20 protein-coding genes and 4 pseudogenes are annotated in these 19461 nt (G+C 57.1%); 18 read left to right on the top strand and 6 right to left on the bottom strand.

The window, feature by feature from the left end:
- Positions 1-199 precede the first annotated feature (199 nt).
- The 3 genes from ATB1_RS22465 to ATB1_RS12905 form a co-directional block, all read right to left on the bottom strand.
- On the bottom strand, positions 200-913 hold the full coding sequence (locus ATB1_RS22465; RefSeq protein WP_198526042.1) for a hypothetical protein: 714 nt from the start codon (positions 911-913) through the stop codon (positions 200-202).
- Positions 913-1989, bottom strand: a complete 1077-nt coding sequence (locus ATB1_RS12900) for an RNA ligase family protein (protein WP_042664196.1) — start codon at positions 1987-1989, stop codon at positions 913-915. Before ATB1_RS12900 ends, ATB1_RS22465 begins: the two co-directional genes overlap by 1 nt.
- Positions 1990-2162: 173 nt before the next feature.
- Positions 2163-2405 carry a hypothetical protein gene (locus ATB1_RS12905; protein WP_042662468.1) on the bottom strand — a complete coding sequence of 81 codons (243 nt, stop codon included), beginning with the start codon at positions 2403-2405 and terminating at the stop codon, positions 2163-2165.
- A 214-nt stretch (positions 2406-2619) separates the two neighbouring features.
- On the opposite strand from ATB1_RS12905, the gene ATB1_RS12910 reads away from it, so the two are divergent.
- The 5 genes and pseudogenes from ATB1_RS12910 to ATB1_RS22050 all read left to right on the top strand — a co-directional run bounded on the left by ATB1_RS12910 (position 2620) and on the right by ATB1_RS22050 (position 5364).
- Positions 2620-2973: a hypothetical protein gene (locus ATB1_RS12910; RefSeq protein WP_042662467.1), complete on the top strand. Its 354-nt coding sequence runs from the start codon at positions 2620-2622 to the stop codon at positions 2971-2973.
- Positions 2970-3311: a hypothetical protein gene (locus ATB1_RS12915; protein WP_042662466.1), complete on the top strand. Its 342-nt coding sequence runs from the start codon at positions 2970-2972 to the stop codon at positions 3309-3311. The genes ATB1_RS12910 and ATB1_RS12915 overlap by 4 nt, the downstream gene beginning before the upstream one ends.
- A 348-nt stretch (positions 3312-3659) precedes the next feature.
- Positions 3660-4930 (top strand): annotated as a pseudogene (locus ATB1_RS12920) (RNA-guided endonuclease InsQ/TnpB family protein).
- A 96-nt stretch (positions 4931-5026) separates the two neighbouring features.
- Complete coding sequence (locus tag ATB1_RS21625; protein ID WP_128081387.1) at positions 5027-5218, top strand: hypothetical protein; 192 nt, start codon at positions 5027-5029, stop codon at positions 5216-5218.
- Complete coding sequence (locus ATB1_RS22050; RefSeq protein WP_157837712.1) at positions 5215-5364, top strand: hypothetical protein; 150 nt, start codon at positions 5215-5217, stop codon at positions 5362-5364. The genes ATB1_RS21625 and ATB1_RS22050 overlap by 4 nt, the downstream gene beginning before the upstream one ends.
- A 1241-nt stretch (positions 5365-6605) precedes the next feature.
- On the opposite strand, the pseudogene ATB1_RS12925 reads toward ATB1_RS22050, so the two are convergent.
- Positions 6606-7391: pseudogene (locus ATB1_RS12925) on the bottom strand (helix-turn-helix domain-containing protein); the annotation flags it as partial.
- 141 nt (positions 7392-7532) lie between these two features.
- Here ATB1_RS12925 and ATB1_RS12930 point away from each other — a divergent pair.
- From ATB1_RS12930 to ATB1_RS12990, 13 genes and pseudogenes are all read left to right on the top strand, one after another.
- Complete coding sequence (locus tag ATB1_RS12930) at positions 7533-7892, top strand: helix-turn-helix domain-containing protein (protein WP_042664197.1); 360 nt, start codon at positions 7533-7535, stop codon at positions 7890-7892.
- Positions 7889-8230 carry a type II toxin-antitoxin system PemK/MazF family toxin gene (locus ATB1_RS12935; RefSeq protein ID WP_042664199.1) on the top strand — a complete coding sequence of 114 codons (342 nt, stop codon included), beginning with the start codon at positions 7889-7891 and terminating at the stop codon, positions 8228-8230. The genes ATB1_RS12930 and ATB1_RS12935 overlap by 4 nt, the downstream gene beginning before the upstream one ends.
- 145 nt (positions 8231-8375) lie before the next feature.
- Positions 8376-8696, top strand: coding sequence for a hypothetical protein (locus tag ATB1_RS12940; RefSeq protein ID WP_042664307.1), 321 nt, complete (start codon positions 8376-8378; stop codon positions 8694-8696).
- Between the two features lie 6 nt (positions 8697-8702).
- Positions 8703-9032, top strand: coding sequence for a hypothetical protein (locus ATB1_RS12945; RefSeq protein WP_042664201.1), 330 nt, complete (start codon positions 8703-8705; stop codon positions 9030-9032).
- A gap of 98 nt (positions 9033-9130) precedes the next feature.
- Entirely contained in the window at positions 9131-9499 is a 369-nt protein-coding gene (locus ATB1_RS12950; protein ID WP_042664203.1) for a hypothetical protein, read from the top strand.
- Positions 9496-10068 carry a hypothetical protein gene (locus ATB1_RS12955; protein ID WP_042664206.1) on the top strand — a complete coding sequence of 191 codons (573 nt, stop codon included), beginning with the start codon at positions 9496-9498 and terminating at the stop codon, positions 10066-10068. The genes ATB1_RS12950 and ATB1_RS12955 overlap by 4 nt, the downstream gene beginning before the upstream one ends.
- Positions 10069-10302: 234 nt before the next feature.
- The gene (locus tag ATB1_RS12960) at positions 10303-11433 is read left to right on the top strand and encodes a VIT1/CCC1 family protein (RefSeq protein ID WP_042664207.1); all 1131 of its coding nucleotides are present in this window, start codon (positions 10303-10305) and stop codon (positions 11431-11433) included.
- Positions 11434-11819: 386 nt separating this feature from the next.
- Positions 11820-12332: a winged helix-turn-helix domain-containing protein gene (locus ATB1_RS12965; protein ID WP_042664210.1), complete on the top strand. Its 513-nt coding sequence runs from the start codon at positions 11820-11822 to the stop codon at positions 12330-12332.
- Positions 12329-12781 (top strand): hypothetical protein, encoded by a 453-nt coding sequence (locus tag ATB1_RS12970; RefSeq protein WP_042664212.1) that lies wholly within the window; start codon positions 12329-12331, stop codon positions 12779-12781. The genes ATB1_RS12965 and ATB1_RS12970 overlap by 4 nt, the downstream gene beginning before the upstream one ends.
- A 2-nt stretch (positions 12782-12783) precedes the next feature.
- A complete protein-coding gene (locus tag ATB1_RS12975; RefSeq protein WP_042664213.1) occupies positions 12784-13605 on the top strand; it encodes an SWIM zinc finger domain-containing protein in 822 nt (273 codons plus the stop codon).
- 579 nt (positions 13606-14184) lie between these two features.
- Positions 14185-14340, top strand: a pseudogene (locus tag ATB1_RS24155) (DNA-binding protein); the annotation flags it as partial.
- Between the two features lie 28 nt (positions 14341-14368).
- Positions 14369-15922 carry an ATP-binding protein gene (locus tag ATB1_RS12985; protein WP_052367985.1) on the top strand — a complete coding sequence of 518 codons (1554 nt, stop codon included), beginning with the start codon at positions 14369-14371 and terminating at the stop codon, positions 15920-15922.
- Between the two features lie 304 nt (positions 15923-16226).
- On the top strand, positions 16227-16487 hold the full coding sequence (locus ATB1_RS12990) for a HalOD1 output domain-containing protein (protein ID WP_042664217.1): 261 nt from the start codon (positions 16227-16229) through the stop codon (positions 16485-16487).
- 1050 nt (positions 16488-17537) lie between these two features.
- Here ATB1_RS12990 and ATB1_RS12995 read toward each other — a convergent pair.
- Together ATB1_RS12995 and ATB1_RS13000 are read right to left on the bottom strand one after the other, a co-directional pair.
- On the bottom strand, positions 17538-18350 hold the full coding sequence (locus tag ATB1_RS12995; RefSeq protein WP_042664219.1) for a DUF6036 family nucleotidyltransferase: 813 nt from the start codon (positions 18348-18350) through the stop codon (positions 17538-17540).
- Positions 18347-19273: pseudogene (locus ATB1_RS13000) on the bottom strand (helix-turn-helix domain-containing protein). The gene ATB1_RS12995 and the pseudogene ATB1_RS13000 overlap by 4 nt, the downstream one beginning before the upstream one ends.
- Positions 19274-19461: the final 188 nt, after the last annotated feature.

Raw genomic sequence — 19461 nt, forward strand, 5'->3', positions numbered from 1 at the left:
GCGGCGAACCCGGACGGGCGTGCTCACCAGGACTGTGACGATTGTTGGCTCATCATCGATACACGCCCTTGGAGTGGTGTTCGACGAGGGCGTTCTGCAGTAGTCGTTATCGAGCTGCCAACTGATGCTGGTTACTCTTGGGTTGGCCCTCCGAATGATACCCAACTGCGATCGGATTGGATCTAGCGTCTGCACACGTTTAATCCAGCGGCCGGTAATGATGCAGATCGTCTGTTGCACCCGGATGGCTCGGCAGGTCGATCTGGGCGACGTGTTCGTAACGAGCGGTAAGGACGTCGAAAAATCGCATATCTGCGAACGCCTTGTATCCCTCTCCGGGTCGCTCGCCGATGTAGACGACGTCACCGTCGTGGAGGAGGAGTGCCTCGTAGGCCATCGGCCCGACTGGTGGCCAACAAAGGACGAGTGTCTCCGTCTCGCTGTACTCCAACAAGACATCTTGGTCGCCAGACTCGACTGGGAACCACGGATCGAGGATTGGATCGATGTCGTAGGCAGTGATGTCGGCACCGCAGTTGTCGAGTTCGGACGCCCAGTAGCCCTTCCATGCCCCGAGTTCGATGAGTGGCCCCTGCTCGCGCAGATACTCCAGTGCCTCGCGTGTTGGAATCGCAAACGCGTACTTCGCGATCAGCCGCTGTTGGACGTCGGTCTCCCACTGCGCTGAGATGGGCATACCGATGTCACACTCGCGTTTGCGACGTCTGAGCCTCGTGAGTGCTTCTTGGATTGCCGTGATGTACTCGATGGTGTCGTCCTCGTTACAGACTGTTTCGACGAAGTCAGCCCACGAGACAGAGATCGACGCTGGTTTCTGGTCGCGATAGCGGTCGCTTATGTCTTCAGGGTCGCCACCCCGCCTGCGAATCTCATCACGTGGATACTCGGTCATCACTCGGTGAGGTGCTGCCAGATCGTGGTAGGGTCGGCGTCGTTGAGCATAGCGTTCGTCTGTATCTTTCGGAGTTCGGCAACACAGCGCTCGGCGACGAGTGGATAGACGTTTCCAGGCACGATCGCCCTGTCGAGTTGCATAATCTCGGGGTAGTTTTCGGCCCAAATGTCCTCAACAATTCGCGGATAAAGGTCATTAATGAGGTGCTGGCCGAACTCGCGGCCATCTTCGACGACCATCGTTCGGACCTCTTTCCGGATACGCGCCGGCGTACAGTAGGTTGCAACGAGATACTCCGCACCCGTTTCGGCCTCATCGGGATTCTGGCCAAACTGTTCACGGTTCAACTCGTGAAATGCCTCACGGACGATTTTCACGCGGCGCTCATACGTGTCGCTGCGCACAACGACACCCTCTGCGTGGACGCCCGCTGCAAGTGACGACGGCGGCACGTCGAATGACTCGGGATCGATAGTACTCTGTTCTTCGAGGATTGTCGCCGGGAGGAACGAGCGCTCGCTCGGGGTATCTTCGTGGCGGATGCGTTCGAGGATACGCCAGACTGTGGGTGTGTCGAGGAATCCCGCGAAAGTCTCCGTGTAGGGGTTCCCTGCGGGGGTGTAGGTCTCGATACGATCAAACGGGAGGACGTCGAAACCAATGAGTGCTGGGAGTTCGCGGTCGGTGTAGCCGTAGTCGAGCGTCGAGTAGACGAGATTCTCCGCATAGACGACAAGCGGGCTCGCGTATTCATCGTGTACGCGTCGAAGCGCCTCCGTGTCGACGCCGTCACGGAGGCAGCGAACCGCACGGTGAAGTGCCCCGTCAACCTCTCCAAGTGAGTCACGATGGCAGCCCATGATGGACCGACGTGTTCCGAAGACGAGACTCCCGTCTCCGTCCGCGGCCTTACTGACAGCACTCGGATAGGCGTCCGCATAGCGCTCGTCGTAGAGTGCGAAGCGGAAGGCGCTCCCATCGAACTTCTCGACGACGACAAGGTCGTCTGCGTCGAAGAAGTCGTCTGGAACGATGGGGTGGTCGTAGCGTGGAATTTTTGGATAGACCTTCATCGTGGATTTGGTGTGAGTCGATTCAAGTGGTTGACTGGGTCTGAGGTAGCGTCGGGTATGGGGCGCGCGTGGCCGACACGTCTGTAGATCGACTGAACGACTGCGACACCGACGTTGTTTGTATCCCTCTTGGAGGGGACCGACGGATACCGCTCCAGCAGCGTCGGTGTGGATTAGTCGTCGGGGTGGTCGAGACCGTTCTTGAGGTCATCGAGGTCTCGCTCGAGACGTTCGATGTGTGTTTCGAGTTCGTTCACGCTCATGAGTGCGAGCCGGAGGAACTCGTCATCACGCTCAGGCATGAGCGGAAGCTGGCTTGCGGCCGCGACTGGATCATCGGCCTCGTCGGCGCCCTTGCGGACGAGTTCATCGCGTGCGGCACGCAGTTCGCGTCGGAGGAGTTCAGCGTCATCCATGGTGATGTACGTATCCAGGATGCAGCCCGCTACGAGCCCACAGGGGGCGAGGTCGTGCGGACCGCGTCACCGAATACGTGGTTTCCTGACCAACGAGTACGAATGCATGCTCGTTCTGTATAGTAGGGTCGGATAAGTGCTTTCTGTCGGCCGAGAGTGGACCCGCCGTGGACCCATCCACACGATTTAGGCGCATGCCAGCCGACTTTGACGTATGGAGTGTCCGGACTGTGGTGAGCCGTACGTCTCTCGAGAGGTCGGCCCCGGGCGGCCGCCATCGACGCCCCTTGCCAACGCAATTCTCGATACCGAACAGGGCGAAGAAGTCATTCTCCACCGGCAGTGCTGGACGTGTGGGTGGAGCGAGGACCGCCACGTCGAGGTGGCCGCGATCGAGACGGAGCACGGCGATCCAGAAATCGTCGATCGTCAGCAACGGCTAAGCGAACTCGCGGGCCTGCTTGAGGAAATTGAGGATACTGAGACACTCGACTCAGTGCTCCACTACGTCCGCCAGCAACGGTCTGGGGACGAGTGGGGACCATCGTCACTAGAGGAAGACCTGTGACGGAGACTGACGCGCCCTACCCAGTCTATGAGGCGACAGGAAATCCAGCCCACCCATCGTTCGAGGACGTTTGCTGTTTCCTGCTTGATCGTGGGCACAGTTCGCGTACCGACCAACAGGATGCCCACTTCGACGAGATGATGACGGGCGTTCTTGCCCGCTATGACGAAGAGACCGTCCGGACTGTCGCATCTCGCATTCTCGTCGAATGTTACCTCTTTCGGACAGCAACTGTTGATCTTGACGTGGAACATGTTGACGGCGTCCGAATCGGGACACTCGCTGTCGAGATGCTTTGGGAGCTACACGACCCGACAGATACGTCTACTTCGACCTGACGAGCGTATTGACTGAATACCGTGTTCTCACCAAGATACGCTGCATGGTGGTTCTTGTAAGACAGCTACCGGTTGGTAGCGTTTTCCGCCCCCAGCAGGGGTGACGGAGACCACGAAATGTCCGGACGCAACACCGACAGATCATGTCCAATCACCAGGGTGACTGAGGCTTTATATGATACAGGGACGTGGGTTATGGAAGTTTCAAGGCTAAAACCTCACCCTTCAGGGCGGGGATACAGCCGACAACTCCTCCACTAACCACGTTCGATTGCAGACCGGATATTCTACGTCTCGGTCGTTACTTTTAATAAATTATTTCTCATAAGTGCTTATGAACACAGTCCGATGCTGGAAACAACCCGCACCTATCGAGCAAAAATCGTCAACCACTCTCAGGTGAGTGACGACCTCGATGACTGCGGACACTCAGCATCCAAACTGTGGAACGTCGCCCGCTACCACATCCAGCAAGAATGGGATGACACTGGCGAGATTCCGTCCGAAGCCGACCTCAAGCGCGAATTAAAAGACCACGAACGATACAGTGACCTGCATTCTCAGTCAAGTCAGCGCGTTCTCGAAGAACTCGCTGAATCGTTCACCGGCTGGTTCAAAAAGCGCAAGAACGGCGACACAGACGCGAATCTCCCCGGCTACCGAAAGCGAGGCGACAATCATCCACGCTCCACCGTGACGTGGAAACAGATGGGTATCAAGCACGATTCCAAGCACAACCAACTCCGTCTGAGCAAAGGCTTCAATCTCAAGAACCACCGCTCGGACTTCATCCTCGCAGAGTACGAGACGCGCCCGGACGTGACCGTGGAGAACATCCAGCAGGTTCGAGCCGTGTGGAACGGCGACCGATGGGAACTCCACCTCGTCTGCAAAGTCGAGATTCCTGTCGAGGACGCACCCGGCGACAACACGGCTGGAATCGACCTCGGCATCAAGAACTACCTCGCTATCGCCTACGACGACGGTGACGCTGAGTTGTATCCGGGGAACGTTCTCAAACAGGACAAGCACTACTTCACCCGTGACGAGTACGACACTGAGGGCGAGAACGGCCCGTCGCGCCGTGCGCTCCGTGCCCGGCAGAAACTCTCGCGTCGGAAAGACCACTTCCTGCACGCCCTCGCCAAGCATATCGTTGAGCAGTGTATCGACCACGAGGTTGGTCGCATCGCCATCGGTGACTTGAGCAAGATTCGTGAAGACGAGAACGGTGATGCTCGAAACTGGGGGAAGCGTGGAAACAAGAAACTCCACGGATGGGAATTCGACCGCTTCACTACGTTGCTCGGATACAAGGCCGAAGAACACGGCATCCTCGTTGACCGTGTTTCAGAGCGAGACACGAGTAAGACGTGTTCGTGTTGTGGTCGAAAGCGTGATGCGAACCGTGTGGAGCGTGGGTTGTACGTCTGTGGGTCGTGCGGTGTGACGATGAACGCAGATGTGAATGGCGCGGTGAATATTCGCAGAAAGATAACTCAGAGTCCTCCGACGGAGGATATGAGTAACGGTCGTTTGGCACGGCCAGCAGTCCACCTGTTCAACCAAACCTCCGGGGCGTTTCGCACCCGAGCGAACAGGTGAGTTGCGAACCCTAATATCCCAACGCTCGGGAATCCTCGCCCTTTAGGGCGGGGAGGATGTCAAGCAGTCGTCAGGTCACTTGAGGGAAGACTATCCTGATTAGGGACCTAATGAGTCCTTCAGATACAGAGATGGCGTCCAGCACCGATTCCTCGTCGACGGTCGAGGAAGAAGTCCCCCGACTGTACGAGCGGTATCAGTCGGTCGAGAGCGACACGGAACGCCGTGAAATTCCCCTCGAGATGGGGAAAATCGATGGACGCCGCCACGCGGAGATCTACGCTGCGCTCGAAGACGAGTGAGTCAACAGGTTCTCAGTACCTCCTTAGCTATTGACGACCGCTTTGCTATCCGGTGCGACGCCTCGTGGCTAACCGACCATCACGACGTGCTTCGGCTCGTCCTCGACGAAATTGAAGATCGTCTAGCGGCCCTGTGGAGTGAGTAAGGGCTGTCCCAAAGGTGAGCCTGTATCGCGAACGGTTTTATCACTCCGCCGAAGGTTAACCAACACAGAACCATGGCCCTCCTCAGTGTTGGTTAACAACGTGGCAGCGAGTAGTTTGTCCGCACCTGAGAGGCCGAGGCGCGTCAATACGCGTCAACGTACCTCCATCTCGAGAGGATTGTTGGCTCGGTTGATTTCGATGTGAGAACGAACGAAACAGTCGTCCGAAGTTGTTTCTTGGAAACTCCATAGACTGCATCATACCTCATGAGTGGACAGGTATGACTGTGTGAGAATATTTGGAAAGATGCTGGGTTCAAATCATGAACTCGGCGGCGATACAACGAGTATCGTAACCGAAGTAAACAAACCGATATCTGCCTTCTGACAGGGAATTACAGACATAGTAATCTGGATTCGTGTCGTTTTGCCGTGAGAGCCCTCCTTGAGTAAACTCAAATTCCCAAGTAAATCCGGCACCTGGTTTATGCTCTACCGCTTCGTCCGACCACGCTGGTCTGGCATGGACCCAGAATATCGATTGCCACCTTTGGTCTGTCTTTTTTTGGATATCGTACTTAAAACGGTTTCCGGAATACTTCGTTTTCTCGGTGCTATTCGTCATCTGGACTTGAAGTTCCTCACCGATCGAACTAGGAGAGCGAGGAATCGAAAGATCGAACGCCGAATTCTCTGGGCCCTCACACGTAATTTGAAGTCGGTTTAAATCGTCACACATTGATTTGGACGTATTATTTGGGTCTGAAGATGATTCATCGTCAGTTCCGTTTAACGTCTGCTTCCCAAGACAGCCGGGGAATGCTAGTGAAGTTGCTCCGAGTGACAGTAGTAACTTTCGTCGATTCATACACGATATCTGTCTCATATAATAAAAGGCACTCCGGTGGGTTAAGTATCGATTTTAGTTACTGGATATTAGACAGTCACATTAAACTGTGATTCAATAGCAGACATTAATGTACCAATGGCGTCATCGCTACCATCAGTTCGGTGTCCGTAATTGATTCCAGCGATAAGTGGTCGTCCATAATCGTCTTCTCTGTAGTGGGGTCCACCAGAGTCCCCACCGCGACTAATTGCATCGGTGTCGAACGTAGAACCGTATGCATACGTCACATGACCAGAGCAGATGCCTGTATTAGCACCCTGCTTTTTCACCTCCCAGCTCGTATCGCCTTCACGGTCTTTGATCTTGGTACCCGAGATGATCCCGAATACGTTTGGGCTCGGAGTTCGTCGCGGTCGATGTCGACGTGACTGAGCAGGAGCAGACAGTATGACTGCGTTCGTGCGCCCGAATCGACCACGAGCATGTGGCAGCACAACATCTCCGGCGAGAGCTCGCTCGTTGTCTCCGAATAGAGATAGTGTCTGTGGTCACGTGCCAACAGCGGGAGGCCGTATCGCTGGAACTGGTCTGGCCCTGTCGGAATGAAGTGTTCGTCGGTGATTTCAGTCGGCGTCTGCACAAGGAACTCGTCAAGCGATTCCCACAGAATCGTGTACGTGTCGGTCTGTTCTTCAACAGTCTGGCGGTGGACCTGATGGGCAAGCTCACGAGCGAATACGCTCAGCTGTTCGAAGCCGTCATTCAGTGCGTACGCGCCGTCGTCAGTTTGGTAGACGATTCCGCGATGCTGAAGCGGGGCAAGCGCACGGTGGACGGTACTTCGGTGGACGTCGGCGCGGCGTGCGAGTTCAGTCGCGGTCCGCGGGGTATCGAGGAAGTAGCACACACGGAGGGCTGCCCCTGCCAACAACTCTGGCCAGTCGATGTATGAATACTGTTGTGTGAGGTTCGTGAGTAACTCGAGGGCCTTTGCGTCCGACAGTCGAATCCGCTTTGTTTTCCCCTGTCGACGTGTCTCGACGAGGCCAGTCGTTTCGAGCCGCTCGACGAGTTCTGACGTGTAGCTGAGACTCCGATCGAGATTCGTTGCAAGGTCAGAGACCGTCTGCTCACCGTGGAGGGCTGTAAGGGCGCGAACCTCACCTTCTGTGAGCATCCTGTTGCATACTAGCGAACCAATATATAAATCACTTCGGTATTTTGCAACACAAGTCCGGCTCTGTCGAGACGGAGACACTCCAACCAAATGTAACCAACACACCAAACACCTATTTTCCAACAGTCCCAACACTAGCCTATGTCGAGCGGCACCATCGATATCGACGAGTTCGAAAACGCCGATGCCGACGAATTCGAGGAACGCAACGACACCGAGCAGATCGTACTGTTCCTCGACGACCACGACGACCGTGCATGGAAGGCGGCGACGATCGCTGAGCGACTCGGGTTGGACACGGACGCTGTTAGTGCAATCCTGTCGCGATTGAAGGAGCGCGGTCTCGTGCGGCACAAGCGCCCGTACTGGGCGATCACGGACAACAAGGAACGACTCCAGTCAGCTTACCGGCTCCACCGGGATCATAAAACGGCAGACGAACAGTACGGTGAGGAACGTCTTGAGGACCTCCAGACAGACGAGATGGAAGACGTACAGTGACTGCGTTCGAGGATCTGGAACGTGGCGACATTATCTGGGCGAGTGACCCGCTCTCGGAGAAAGGTCGCCCGATGGTCATTCTGGGAGCGCCTCAACTCCCGAACCATGGTACCCAACTCATCACGGTCCTGCTCTCTACGAAGGCCTATCACGAGGAGGCACTCCCCCTCCGAGACGACGACTACGAGGGCGACCCACTCGGTAAACGAAGTCACGTCCTCCCGTGGTCGATCGTGACTCTCAACAGCGCTGCGGGCGTCGAGCATTACCTGACCTCGCTCGTCGACGAACGAACCAATGATGTGGCGAGCCAGTTGATCAACTACATCTCCTTCTAAAGGGAATTGCCTGCTGCCAATAGCGCGACCGAGAGCACAGATGCCGCTCCCACTCGGAAAAGAAATCTTCTCCCTTCACGACGTATTTGTGCGATACTCGAATCGCTCCACCATCTTCAACAGACGGGCGCTCTTCGGGAAGAGCATGGACTGCTCCGCGTGCGGGTCCTCGGTTACACTCGAAGTCGGGCCGGACCACCCGCCTTCGGCGTCACTCACCGACGCCCTCCTTGCAGCGGATGAAGACGAGTGTATCGAGGTCTCACGGAATTGTTGGAACTGTGGGTGGCACGAGGAGCGCCAGGTTCGCGTTGCCTCGATCGAGACGACCGAGGGAGACGAGATCACCGATGAACTCGCAGCGATCGAAAGTCTGGCCACGCTCGAAGATGCGCTTGCCGAGATTCGCCGACAGCGACGACTGGAGCCATCGACGGCAGATACTGACGCGGGTACCTCAGAGTGAGTACTGATGTCCAATTCTGAGGGCTTTTACGACGTTCGTGAGCGAACCGGGAACCCCGAACACGCGTCAGTAGATGACGTGGTAGAACTTGTGTTCGAGCGCGCCCAGCATCCCCGGACGGGACACCAAGACGGGCACCTCGACGACCATATGGCAACTGCCGTCGACAGGTACGGAACCGACCCCGTCCGCACCGTCATTCATCGTGTTCTCGTCGACGGTACCCCGTTCCGGACCGCTACCCACGACCTCGAGGTACGCAACGCCGACGGCGTTCGTATCGGGACAATCGCTGGCCAGTTTCTCGACGAACTGAACTCACAGGACGGCGACTGAAACTGACGTGAGCGATTCCGGTTCCCCGAGCGCCGATGTGCAAGTTCTGTGCAGACGCCGAAACCGTTATGCGTCTATGTGCAGAATTTGCACATAGAATGAGCGCGAGTGACAAGCCCCGACGAGTCCACTTCCAGTCTCCGGAGTACCTCGTCGAGCGTCTCGACGCGATTGCAGCGCTCTTCGACAAGGACCGGACGGACCTCCTCGTCGAAGCGATCCGCGAGTACATCGAAGAGACTGCCGACAGCGAGACATTCCAAGAACTGGTGGCAACGAAGTACTACGACGACCAGCTTGAGTTCGAGGCGGTCAAGCAGTTGGTCGGCGCTGAAACCGCCCAACGGCTCCGCCTGCTCAAGGCAGACCTCGAGGGCGAACCGTTGGATCTCGTTGCGCCCACTGACGTCGACATCTACGGCGATGACGCAACATCGGTCGAGACTGGTGACGGCGACGAGCGATGAGCAGGCCGCGACTGCGGACAGTCGTCGCCGACACGAGTGCGCTTGTCAGTCTCGCGGTTCCCCGAGCCGACGCAGCCTACGACACCGACACGGCTCCGGATCCCCTCCAGTATCTGCTCACCTCGTGTGATGTGTTCGTGCCGCCAGAAGTCGTTGCAGAACTCCGTGACATCACGCAGTATCAGGACATCCACGCCGCGGCTGCCAACAACGTCCTCGCCGCTCGCACCCACTACACAGTCGAGGATCCGTACGAACGCGACGAGACGCCGGATGCCCGGCCAACGTTCGGCCTCGACGACGGCGAAACCGACGGCATCGTTCTCGCGAACGCGCTCGACGTCGACGGGTTTCTCACTGACGAGTTCGGTGGGACGAACTTCCCACTGATTCACGCCGTGCTGCAGGGCCCGCGGATCGTCCCGACGCCGCGGCTCCTCGTAGATTACGCTCGAAACGGGCATATGAGCCACGAGGAAGCTGGAACGCTGATCACGACGATCAGTCCGCATCGGAGCTGGGAGAACAGCCCCTACGTCACGCAATTGCTCCAACGCCTTGACGAATAGCGATCAGTAGGCCATTCACACACCCTCCGCGTGAAGCCTGTTCATCAGTTTTGATCTCCGAAAATTAACCAACACAAAACCGTCGCCTTCCGAATCGTTGGTTAACAGCTAGCTGCCGGTTGCCGTTTTCTGGTGGTACCTCACATCTATTGGACGAGGGGCAGACAACGGTCAGGACGCCGATGTAGAGCACTGAATGCACCACTAAGTCCTCGCGTCGCATTTACACTATATATGACTACGCCGGAGGACACCGACCGCTACCGTCGCAATCGTCAGGACGAAATTGACAGTGCGACGGTCTACACGGCGATGGCTGACGCCGAATCGCAACCACAGGTCGCAGAAGTCTACCGCCGGCTGGCCGAGACGGAGCGAACCCATGCAGACTTTTGGACTGAGAAAATCCGAGAATCCGGTTCTGATCCAGGCGACGCCAAACCATCTCGGCGAGCGAGAGTACTGGCGTGGCTCGCTCGTCGATTCGGACCGGGGCTGGTACTATCCTCCATGCAGGCAGGTGAAGCGATCGGTGGGAGTGACTACGCGACCCAACCGGAGGTCACAGGAACCGGGATGGCCGCCGACGAACGCTCACACGACCGCCTCCTCTCGGTCATCGCGGAAGTACCAGGACGGGGGGCACGGGGAGAGGTTCTCGCCCAGCTCGAAGGCCGTCACCGAGCAACCAGCGGCAACGCACTCCGGGCCGCAGTTCTCGGCGCGAACGATGGTCTCGTTTCCAATCTCAGTCTCGTGATGGGTGTCGCCGGTGCGGCACTGGATTCGACAGCGATTCTGATTACGGGTCTCGCCGGACTCCTCGCTGGATCAGGGTCGATGGCGATGGGCGAGTGGCTCTCCGTCCAGAGCTCTCGGGAGCTCTATCAGCGGCAGATAGGTATCGAGGCTGAAGAACTCGCAGAGGTTCCCGAAGAGGAGGCAGAAGAACTGGCGCTCATCTACGAGGCGAAAGGACTCTCCAAAGAACGCGCCAGAGAGATTGCCAAGCAGTTAATCGCCGACGAGGAGATGGCTCTGGACACGCTCGCCCGTGATGAACTGGGCATCAACCCAGAAGAGCTGGGCGGCTCAGCGTGGGAAGCGGCCGCGACATCGTTCGTGCTCTTCGCGCTCGGAGCAATCGTCCCGGTCCTCCCGTACTTCGTGTTGAGCGGACTGGTCGCCGTCGGCGTGAGCCTCGTGTTGAGTGCAATCGCGCTGTTCGTCATCGGTGCCGGCATCACGCTGCTCACGGGACGGTCTGTTCTCTATTCTGGACTGCGTCAGGTCGGCATCGGACTCGCTGCTGCAATCCTCACCTACGGCGTCGGGAGCTTGATTGGAGTGACGCTCGTCGGCTGACGAATGGGGAACGTCAGGTAACAGCTTGCTCGCGGGACAATAACAAAGTCCGTTCACCGCGAAGTCAAAGGGGAACACGAGAGGGGCTCGGAAGAATTCCCCCGCACTCCAACACCAGTCCGATGAATTCGATCGAGAGAGGAAAAATCACGCTCGACGTGTGGCGTGCCAGAGGAACGACCCGTGTAGAGATTGAGGCTCGACAGCGACGACGGCTCGCTGAACTACTCCCATTTGCCCGACGACAGGGAACGTCACACCAACCACAGTCGGACGCATCACGAGACGTTAGAGGAGTATGTAGCCTGACAACGCTCGCCTACAAGCACCGGAGTTAGATAATTTTCCCAGAAAACTATTTGTTCCTAGATTGCGTAGCATCCAGTATGACCGAGACGTGGGACGACGTCAACGAGCAGGTCAAGGCGGACTGGAAAAACGACACTACACCGTTCGAGCGGGTGTACGAAATCGTCGAACAAACCCACGATGGACAATCGGCAGCCGAGATCGCCGAGCGGGCCCTCGTGAGCGAGCCGACGGCACGTCGCCACTGCAAGTCGCTCGTGAACACCGGGTTCGCGGAGACGGAACAGGATGGCCAAACAACGCTGTACAAGCGCAACAGCGACCGTGTGTTGATGTCGCGGATACGCGAGCTGCGGGAGGAAGTTACTCGACCGGAGTTACTCGACAGCATTCAGGAGATGAAGGCCGAAATCCGGCGCTACGAGGACCGCTACGACGTGGTGTCACCGGAGGAACTCGCCCAGCAACTCGACGCCGACGAGACGGACGGCTGGGACGACCTCACCGCCTGGCGGACAACGCGACAGAATCTCGCCGTCGCGCAAGCCGCACTCGCCTACGACGAGGCCAGCCACCAGCTCGCTGTATGAACGGTAACGACCGCGCCGGCGAGTTCGGGCCGATCTATCTCCCGGCGCTCCAGCGGATTCGTGACCTCTGGCTCGAACTCGAGCCGCTCGTCGACGAAACGGCGTATGATGATGTCGTCGCCCCTACGGAACTGCAGATCAGTCTCAGCGATGGGTTGGGCGATGCCGAGAGCGCTCGGCTCGATATCCAGTGGAGCGAACTGGGGATGTATTCGTTCCACTACGTCGATAACAACGACGTCAATTGGCGCTTCGATCGCCATCCGAATACACACTCCCCCGAGATCCACTTCCACCCGCCGCCCGAGGCCACGACGACGGACGCTGAACCGTCCTGTATCGACGTGACCGAGGTGTCCCTTGTGACGCGTGCCGTCCATGCGATGTGGCGGGCAGCGTACGAGGATGATGCACTGGATCGGCTGAATAGTGCGTCAAACCCACCGTAAGGATGGATGTAACCGAGGATGCAGTCCGGGATATCTGCACGGACGCAGTCTTCGAACGCGGCGAACAATACCGTGAGGAGGGCCGTATCCACGAAATGCACCGCGTCGACACCACCGTAACCGCCGTTGTGAGCGGCAGCCGTCAGTACGATGTCCGTATTGACCTTGCCCCCGACGGGTTTGCCCCGTGGTGCGACTGTCCGTACGACGGGCCGGGAGCATGCAAGCACGTCGTCGCCGTGTTGCTTCAGTGTGTTGACGACCGTCCTCCGGACGAAGGCGATCGCCTCGACACCGCACTTGACGGTGCCGACGCCGCCGAACTCCGCGCGTTCCTGCGTGACGAACTCGCGACCGATGCGGATCTCCGCGCCCGGTTTCTCGCCTGCGTTGGCGAGCCGACGAGCCAGTCGGTCGACGAGCTTCGCACCGCGATCGACCGGCGGTTCGAAGAAACGAACCCTGAGTACCACGTTGTCTTCGAGCCCATCGACTTCACGCAGTGGTTCGACCTCGCGAACGAGTACCGCGAGCAGGAGCGGGACGCGTCGGCGGCGATCGTCTACCGGGCACTCGTCGAGTCGCTCGACGACAACATGGAGCGCGTCGACGGCGCCTACGACCACTTCTCGCGTGCGTTCAGTCGGGCACTCAATGGATACGTCGACTGTGTCGCGGCCGCGGAGCGCGACGCTGATGCGGTTGCTGACGCCATCGGGTTCCTCAACGAGCGGGTGACATCGGGAACGCCGTTCCTCTCGGAACACTTCGAGAGGGCCGCGGTCGAGCTTCGAGAGAAGCTGGGCGAGCAGTCCGACGAATAGCTGTGTCGCCCTATGACGCCCGCAGGTTCGACGACCGCGAAAATTAGTTTGTGTCGCGGTCAGCCACATCGATCATCTGTTCGCGAGGGGCTTCGACATCCGAGTAGAGCGCCAACGCGTGCTTGATGAGTCGGCGGTCTTCCTGGTACTCCTCCCAACGTCAATATACGGCACCGAGAACTCCACCGACCAGGTTCATCAACGACGGTCTCACAGAATGCCAGGATCGGTGGCCAAGGGAACTGTCCATCACCCTGGAGTACATCGACAAACGAATCGAGGACGACATCCGCGTACTGGGGTTTCCCCTCCTCGAGGATCGGGATCGCCTCTGCATACGCGGCCGGTTGTGCTTCGATCAGTTGTTGGAGCTGCTTTGCGAACCCCCAATGGCTGATATCTTCTCGTTCACCATCTTCGAAGAACGTCTTCCATCCTCTGGTGGGTCCCAATCCCCACACTTCTGTAGGACCGTTTCAGTATCTCGATCACGATTCTGTCGGTCGATTCATCGAAAAACTGCGATATAGTAGCATCGTGGTGTCGGGCGTGTAAGCGCCTACAGGTTCTAGAACACCAATGTCGAGTAAGAACGTCACTCCAGATGTAGTCCAAGCCGATGAACAGATATTCAAAAAAGTGGACGGGGTCACAGTCGATGAAGGTGGGTTTGAGATCGTTGACGAGACGCCAGCCTTCAGGCCGACGGTCGAACAAGAAGTACAAGCAAACCTTCATACGATTTGGTGGAAGATATTCGTCCATGAGGCCTGTTGCGTATCGCGATCGAATTTACGAGATATTCGCAGATTCGAATGAGAACCTCAAGGATCAAATCAATCAGGCCTTGGATATTGGGACAGAATACCTCGATCTTCCAGTTGGATTTTTCACCCGCATTAGTGATGGAAGACAACAAATTATTTACGCGACTGGAAACCACTCGCTGATTCAACCTGGGGAAAGCTGCCCACTCGATGAGGCGTACTGTCGACGAACCGTCGAGATCGATAGTCAACTTGCTATCGAGGACGCAAACGCCTCCTCGGAGATCCCTAATATTGCAGTTCAGACATTTGGCCTGGGGGCGTATATCGGTGCGAAAGTCCTCGTCGACGGTGATGTGTACGGCACCGCCTGCTTCGCAGATACAGAGCCACGTGACGACGCTTTTGTCGACGCAGAGCGATTCTTTGTCGAACTGGTTGCTCGGCTCGGTGGCCAAGCAATCGAACGACAGAACTACGAACGAGAACTCAGACAGCGTGAGAAGCGTTTAGAAGAGCAACGTGAGATATATCGGACTGTTATCGAGGCCAATTTCGACTCTGTCTTCCGATTCGATACTGATGGGGTGTTCACATATGCGTCGGAAGGTGCTCAGGACCTCTTAGGCTATTCACCAACTGAGCTTACTGGCCAACCGATAACGCTCGCTCATCCCAATGCACAGACTACGAAGTGGGCGTGGGAAAACCTCTCACAGATTCTAAATGGCGAACCAGCCGAAGCACGAGACTTTCCCCTCAAAACGAAGACCGGCGAGATCGTCTACACAGATATTCGCGGTGTACCGATTTACACCGGGAGCGTGCCGGATACGGAACGCAGTGAAGAGGATATCGTTGGGATTCAGGTACTGGTTCGTGATGCGAGTGCACGCCGTCGGCGCGAAGGACTTATTAGCGTGATTAACCGCGTACTCCGGCACAACGTGCGAAACGAGATGGCTCTGATTAGTGGCTGGGCGGATATGCTTGCCGAGGAGTTAGACGGCGAGCAGGCGAAAAAAGCATCAGTCATTAGTGCAGCTGCAACGCGATTACTCGATCTGACCGAATCAGCCCAAACGATCGAACATCATCGTGAGGTATCGCCTGCGTTGGAACCCACGGATATCATTCCCATCGTCAACCACATCGTTACTGAATGTGAAACACGATACTCGGATGTCTCAATAACGGTCACGGCCCCCGACAAAGCGATTGCGGAGACGCTTCCGCGCATCGAAGTGGCGCTCTTTGAACTCATCGACAATGCTGCAAAGCATGGGGGTGACCCCGCATCTGTTGAGATTGATATACACGTATCTGAACTGCGGATTGTCTGTCGGATACGCGATAAAGGGCCAGGACTTCCAGATATAGAACAGAGCGTATTGGAGACCGGCAAAGAGACTCCACTCGTCCATGGGCAGGGGCTGGGATTGTGGTTGAGTTATTGGATTATCACAACGTTAGACGGTGAAATCGAAGTCATAGAATCTGACCAAGGAACGGCGATAGAGATTCATTTGCCGACTCCACCGGACGAATAGAAGATACAGTTTCCGGTGTGCGATGATCAAACAGTGGGGCGAGTACGTTCGGACGCACGACGATTGTGAGTGGTCACGTCAGCAGAATCGACTTATCGACTCGCAGCTCCAGTCGGCAAACGAGACGGCTGCGGCTGGCGACACCGGTCCAGTTCGATTTGTAGCTGTTCGAGATCGATTCCATAACCGGTGACTGCCCACGGAGGACCTCCCTGGGAGCCGCTTCGACAGCAATGACTGCCACTACTCCAGAAAGTCAAGCTAGCGTTTTAAACGCCAGCCAGCCCACATGATAAGCGTACGGATGCAATCCACTCCAATGGGTAATTCAGGTGGGTCACGAGACCTCCTCGTTGAAATCGTCGAGACACTGGAGGCATGTGGACTCGAGGACGACGCCTATCAACTCCACGAGTACGTCGACCCCGGTGCGCTCGAACAGTTGATCGCTTCCGCCGATGAGACCATCGCTGTTCAGTTTACTGTCGAAGGGATTCCGCTCGGTGTCTCACCAGACGGTGTTGACGTCATCATCGAGGACGAATCGAAGTCCGTCGGCGAATAACGACTTGCGGTTCCGAGACAGGGATCGTTCCTGAAAGCCCTCGGCCGCTTGACGCCCTGCGACCACGTGAGACTACGTCTCGCTTGTTCCCGTTCGCTTCGTCGCCGGCGCAGAGCGCCGGCTTCCAGCGGGACCGAAGGTCACGCACGGCTCACGAGGACGCCGCTGCGCGCCTCACCCCTACAGTGCTTGCGGGGTCGGGGGACGTTCACGGCGCGAAGCGCCGTGTGCTCGGGAGACGCAGTCTTCCGGTGACCGAGACGGCCTCGCCCTTTCTGAGTCCGCCAGGATGTCGGCTGTGTTACTGAGCGTCGAGAGTGGTTGAACGGTGTTTCTCTACGGCCCGCCCCGCTCGCCGCTGCCGCCCTCCGCGTCGCTCGCGACAGACCATTCGTAGAGGGTTCGATGTAATCGCCAAGTTGGCGACAGTTTTTCACAGCCGTGCTGAATACAGAGCGCGAGTCGGTCAGACTACTCCCGTGAACTAATGAAAAACCGGATAGTTGGAGTTCAGTACCTGTGCTACCGATTTTGATAACGATACTTCTCTACTGCACTTTTGATTTCGCGTGCTTTCGAGTGAGCGGCGGCTGCTACTGGTGACACTATGGCGGTTCGATATTTTAACCGCGCTCCTCGTTCCCCGTTTGGAAGTTTTCGGCCAGATAGCTCTGCTAAGTGGAACCCCGACAAACTTGTGAACTCGTAGTACCCGTGGAATTCACGGATTCGAACTCCGTCAACACGCGCGGCAATAACGTCACGTGCTTGTTCTTTGGGGATTGTAAGGTCTAGTGCCTCGTATTTCATTACTTTGACTAGGTGTTTTTCGAACTTGTATCTGTACATCCATTTCTACCCTATTGCTCGCTCGTGGATCACTGTGTGAACGAACTATACACACTTCTTTTCTAACAGATGGCTCAGCAGGATGTGGATGAAATAAACAGACTCGGCGTGCTGAACTCACCCTCTGAGTGTGTCACGCATTTCCTGTCAAGGTTTGGTGATTTCAGCGTAGTCTCACGGCCTCACTTCCTCCCCTCACGGTCAGATCGTCGTTGAGCGACGTTCGACGCGCCCATCGGTTACCGCGACGGTGTCTTTCTCTTCCAAACGTCGCACAATCTCCTGTACGTCCGCTGCAGGCCAGTCAAGCTCCTGTTGCAGGTCAACCACCGACTTCGGTTCGTCAAGCGCGTGCAGTACTTCGAGCTCTTCGTAGACGCGTTCGGTGATCTCCGCCACGGGGTCGTGCAACGGCGTCGTCACGTTGTGTTGTTCGGTGAGATCGGTCAACGCTTCGTTGACGTACGTCACGAACAGCTCTTGCTCCAAGAGTTCGACCTGTGTCTCGAGTTCCGCTTCGACGACGTCGAACTCGAGGCCGGTCTGCATCAGCGAGAACATATCCTCGATGTCGTCCACCCGACCGGCAACCGCTTTGAACAGGAAGATATCTTCTGGACTCACGAGCTCGACCACGAGATTCCCCGGGTCGAGATAGCGTTCGCTCCGCTCACGGATGCCTGAAGACAGAATCAGCTTGCCGATCACCTGCTGGTTGAAAACGTCGATGCGACACCCATCATCGTTCTCGAGGATTCGCTGGGCACCGAGTTCTTCGTACTCTTCGTCCGGTTCCCGGACGATATCGTACCCTAACTCAAGGAGCACCGCTTGTAGCTGACTCAGATCGTCGCCGGAGGAGACGATGAGGTCGATATCTTTGGTCGTTTCCTTGAGTCCGCGAAACGCCATCGACCCACCGCCAATCAAGAAGACAGTGAGTGGGTTGTCCAGCTGCTGGCCGATGCGCTCGAGTTCCGACCGTATGTATGAACTATCAAACCTCGCCCTCATAGCGCCACCTCGTACTCCTCAGCCAGTTCCTGGAAGTCCTCCCACTCAGGAAGGCGAGACGTCCGTTTGGCACCGCTGGTGTCGAGATAGGTGCAGAGGTCGTCGAGCGACGTCGTCGACGCCGTACTTGGTGGCTTGGGCTCGGAGTTCGTCGTCGTTGATGGTCGACGTGACTGAGCAAGAGCAGACAGTATGACTGCGTTCGTGCGCCCGAATCGATCCACGAGCATGTGGCAGCACAACATCTCCGGGGAGAGCTCGCGCGTCGCTTCCGAATAGAGGTAGTACCGACGGTCACGTGTCAACAGCGGGAGGTCGTATCGCTGGAACTGGTCCGGCCCTGTCGGAGTGAAGTGTTCGTCGATGATCTCAGTCGGCGTCTGGACAAGGAACTCGTCAAGCGATTCCCAGAGAATCGTGTAGGTGTCGGTCTGTACTTCGACAGTCTGGCGGTGGGCGTGATGAGCAAGCTCACGAGCGACTGCACTCAGCTGTTCGAAGCCGTCGTTCAGTGCGTACGTCCCGTCGTCAGTTTGGTAGACGATTCCGCGATGCTGAAGCGGGGCAAGCGCACGGTGGACAGTGCTTCGGTGGACGTCGGCGCGGCGTGCGAGTTCAGTCGCGGTCCGCGGGGTATCGAGGAAGTAGCACACACGGAGGGCAGACCCAGACAACAGCTCCGGCCAGTCGATGTGTGAATACTGCTGGGTGAGATCCGTGAGTAACTCGAGAGCCTTTGCGTCCGACAGTCGAATCCGCTTTGTTTTCCCCTGTCGACGTGTCTCGACGAGGCCAGTCGTTTCGAGCCGCTCGACGAGTTCTGAGGTGTAGCTGAGACTCCGATCGAGATTCGTCGCGAGTTCAGAGACCGTCTGCTCACCGTGGAGGGCTGTAAGGGCGCGAACCTCACCTTCTGTGAGCATCCTGTTGCATACTAGCGAACCAATATATAAATCACTTCGGTATTTTGCAACACAGAGCTGACTCTGTCGAGGACGTAGGCACAACAGATGAAAGCCCTCGGCTGCTCGGTATCCCACGACCACCGCTGCGCTCCTCGTGCCTGCGGTGCTTGCGGGGCCGGGGGACGACCGAGACGGTCTCGCCCTTT

It is taken from the genome of Haloferax sp. ATB1, from assembly GCF_000730175.1.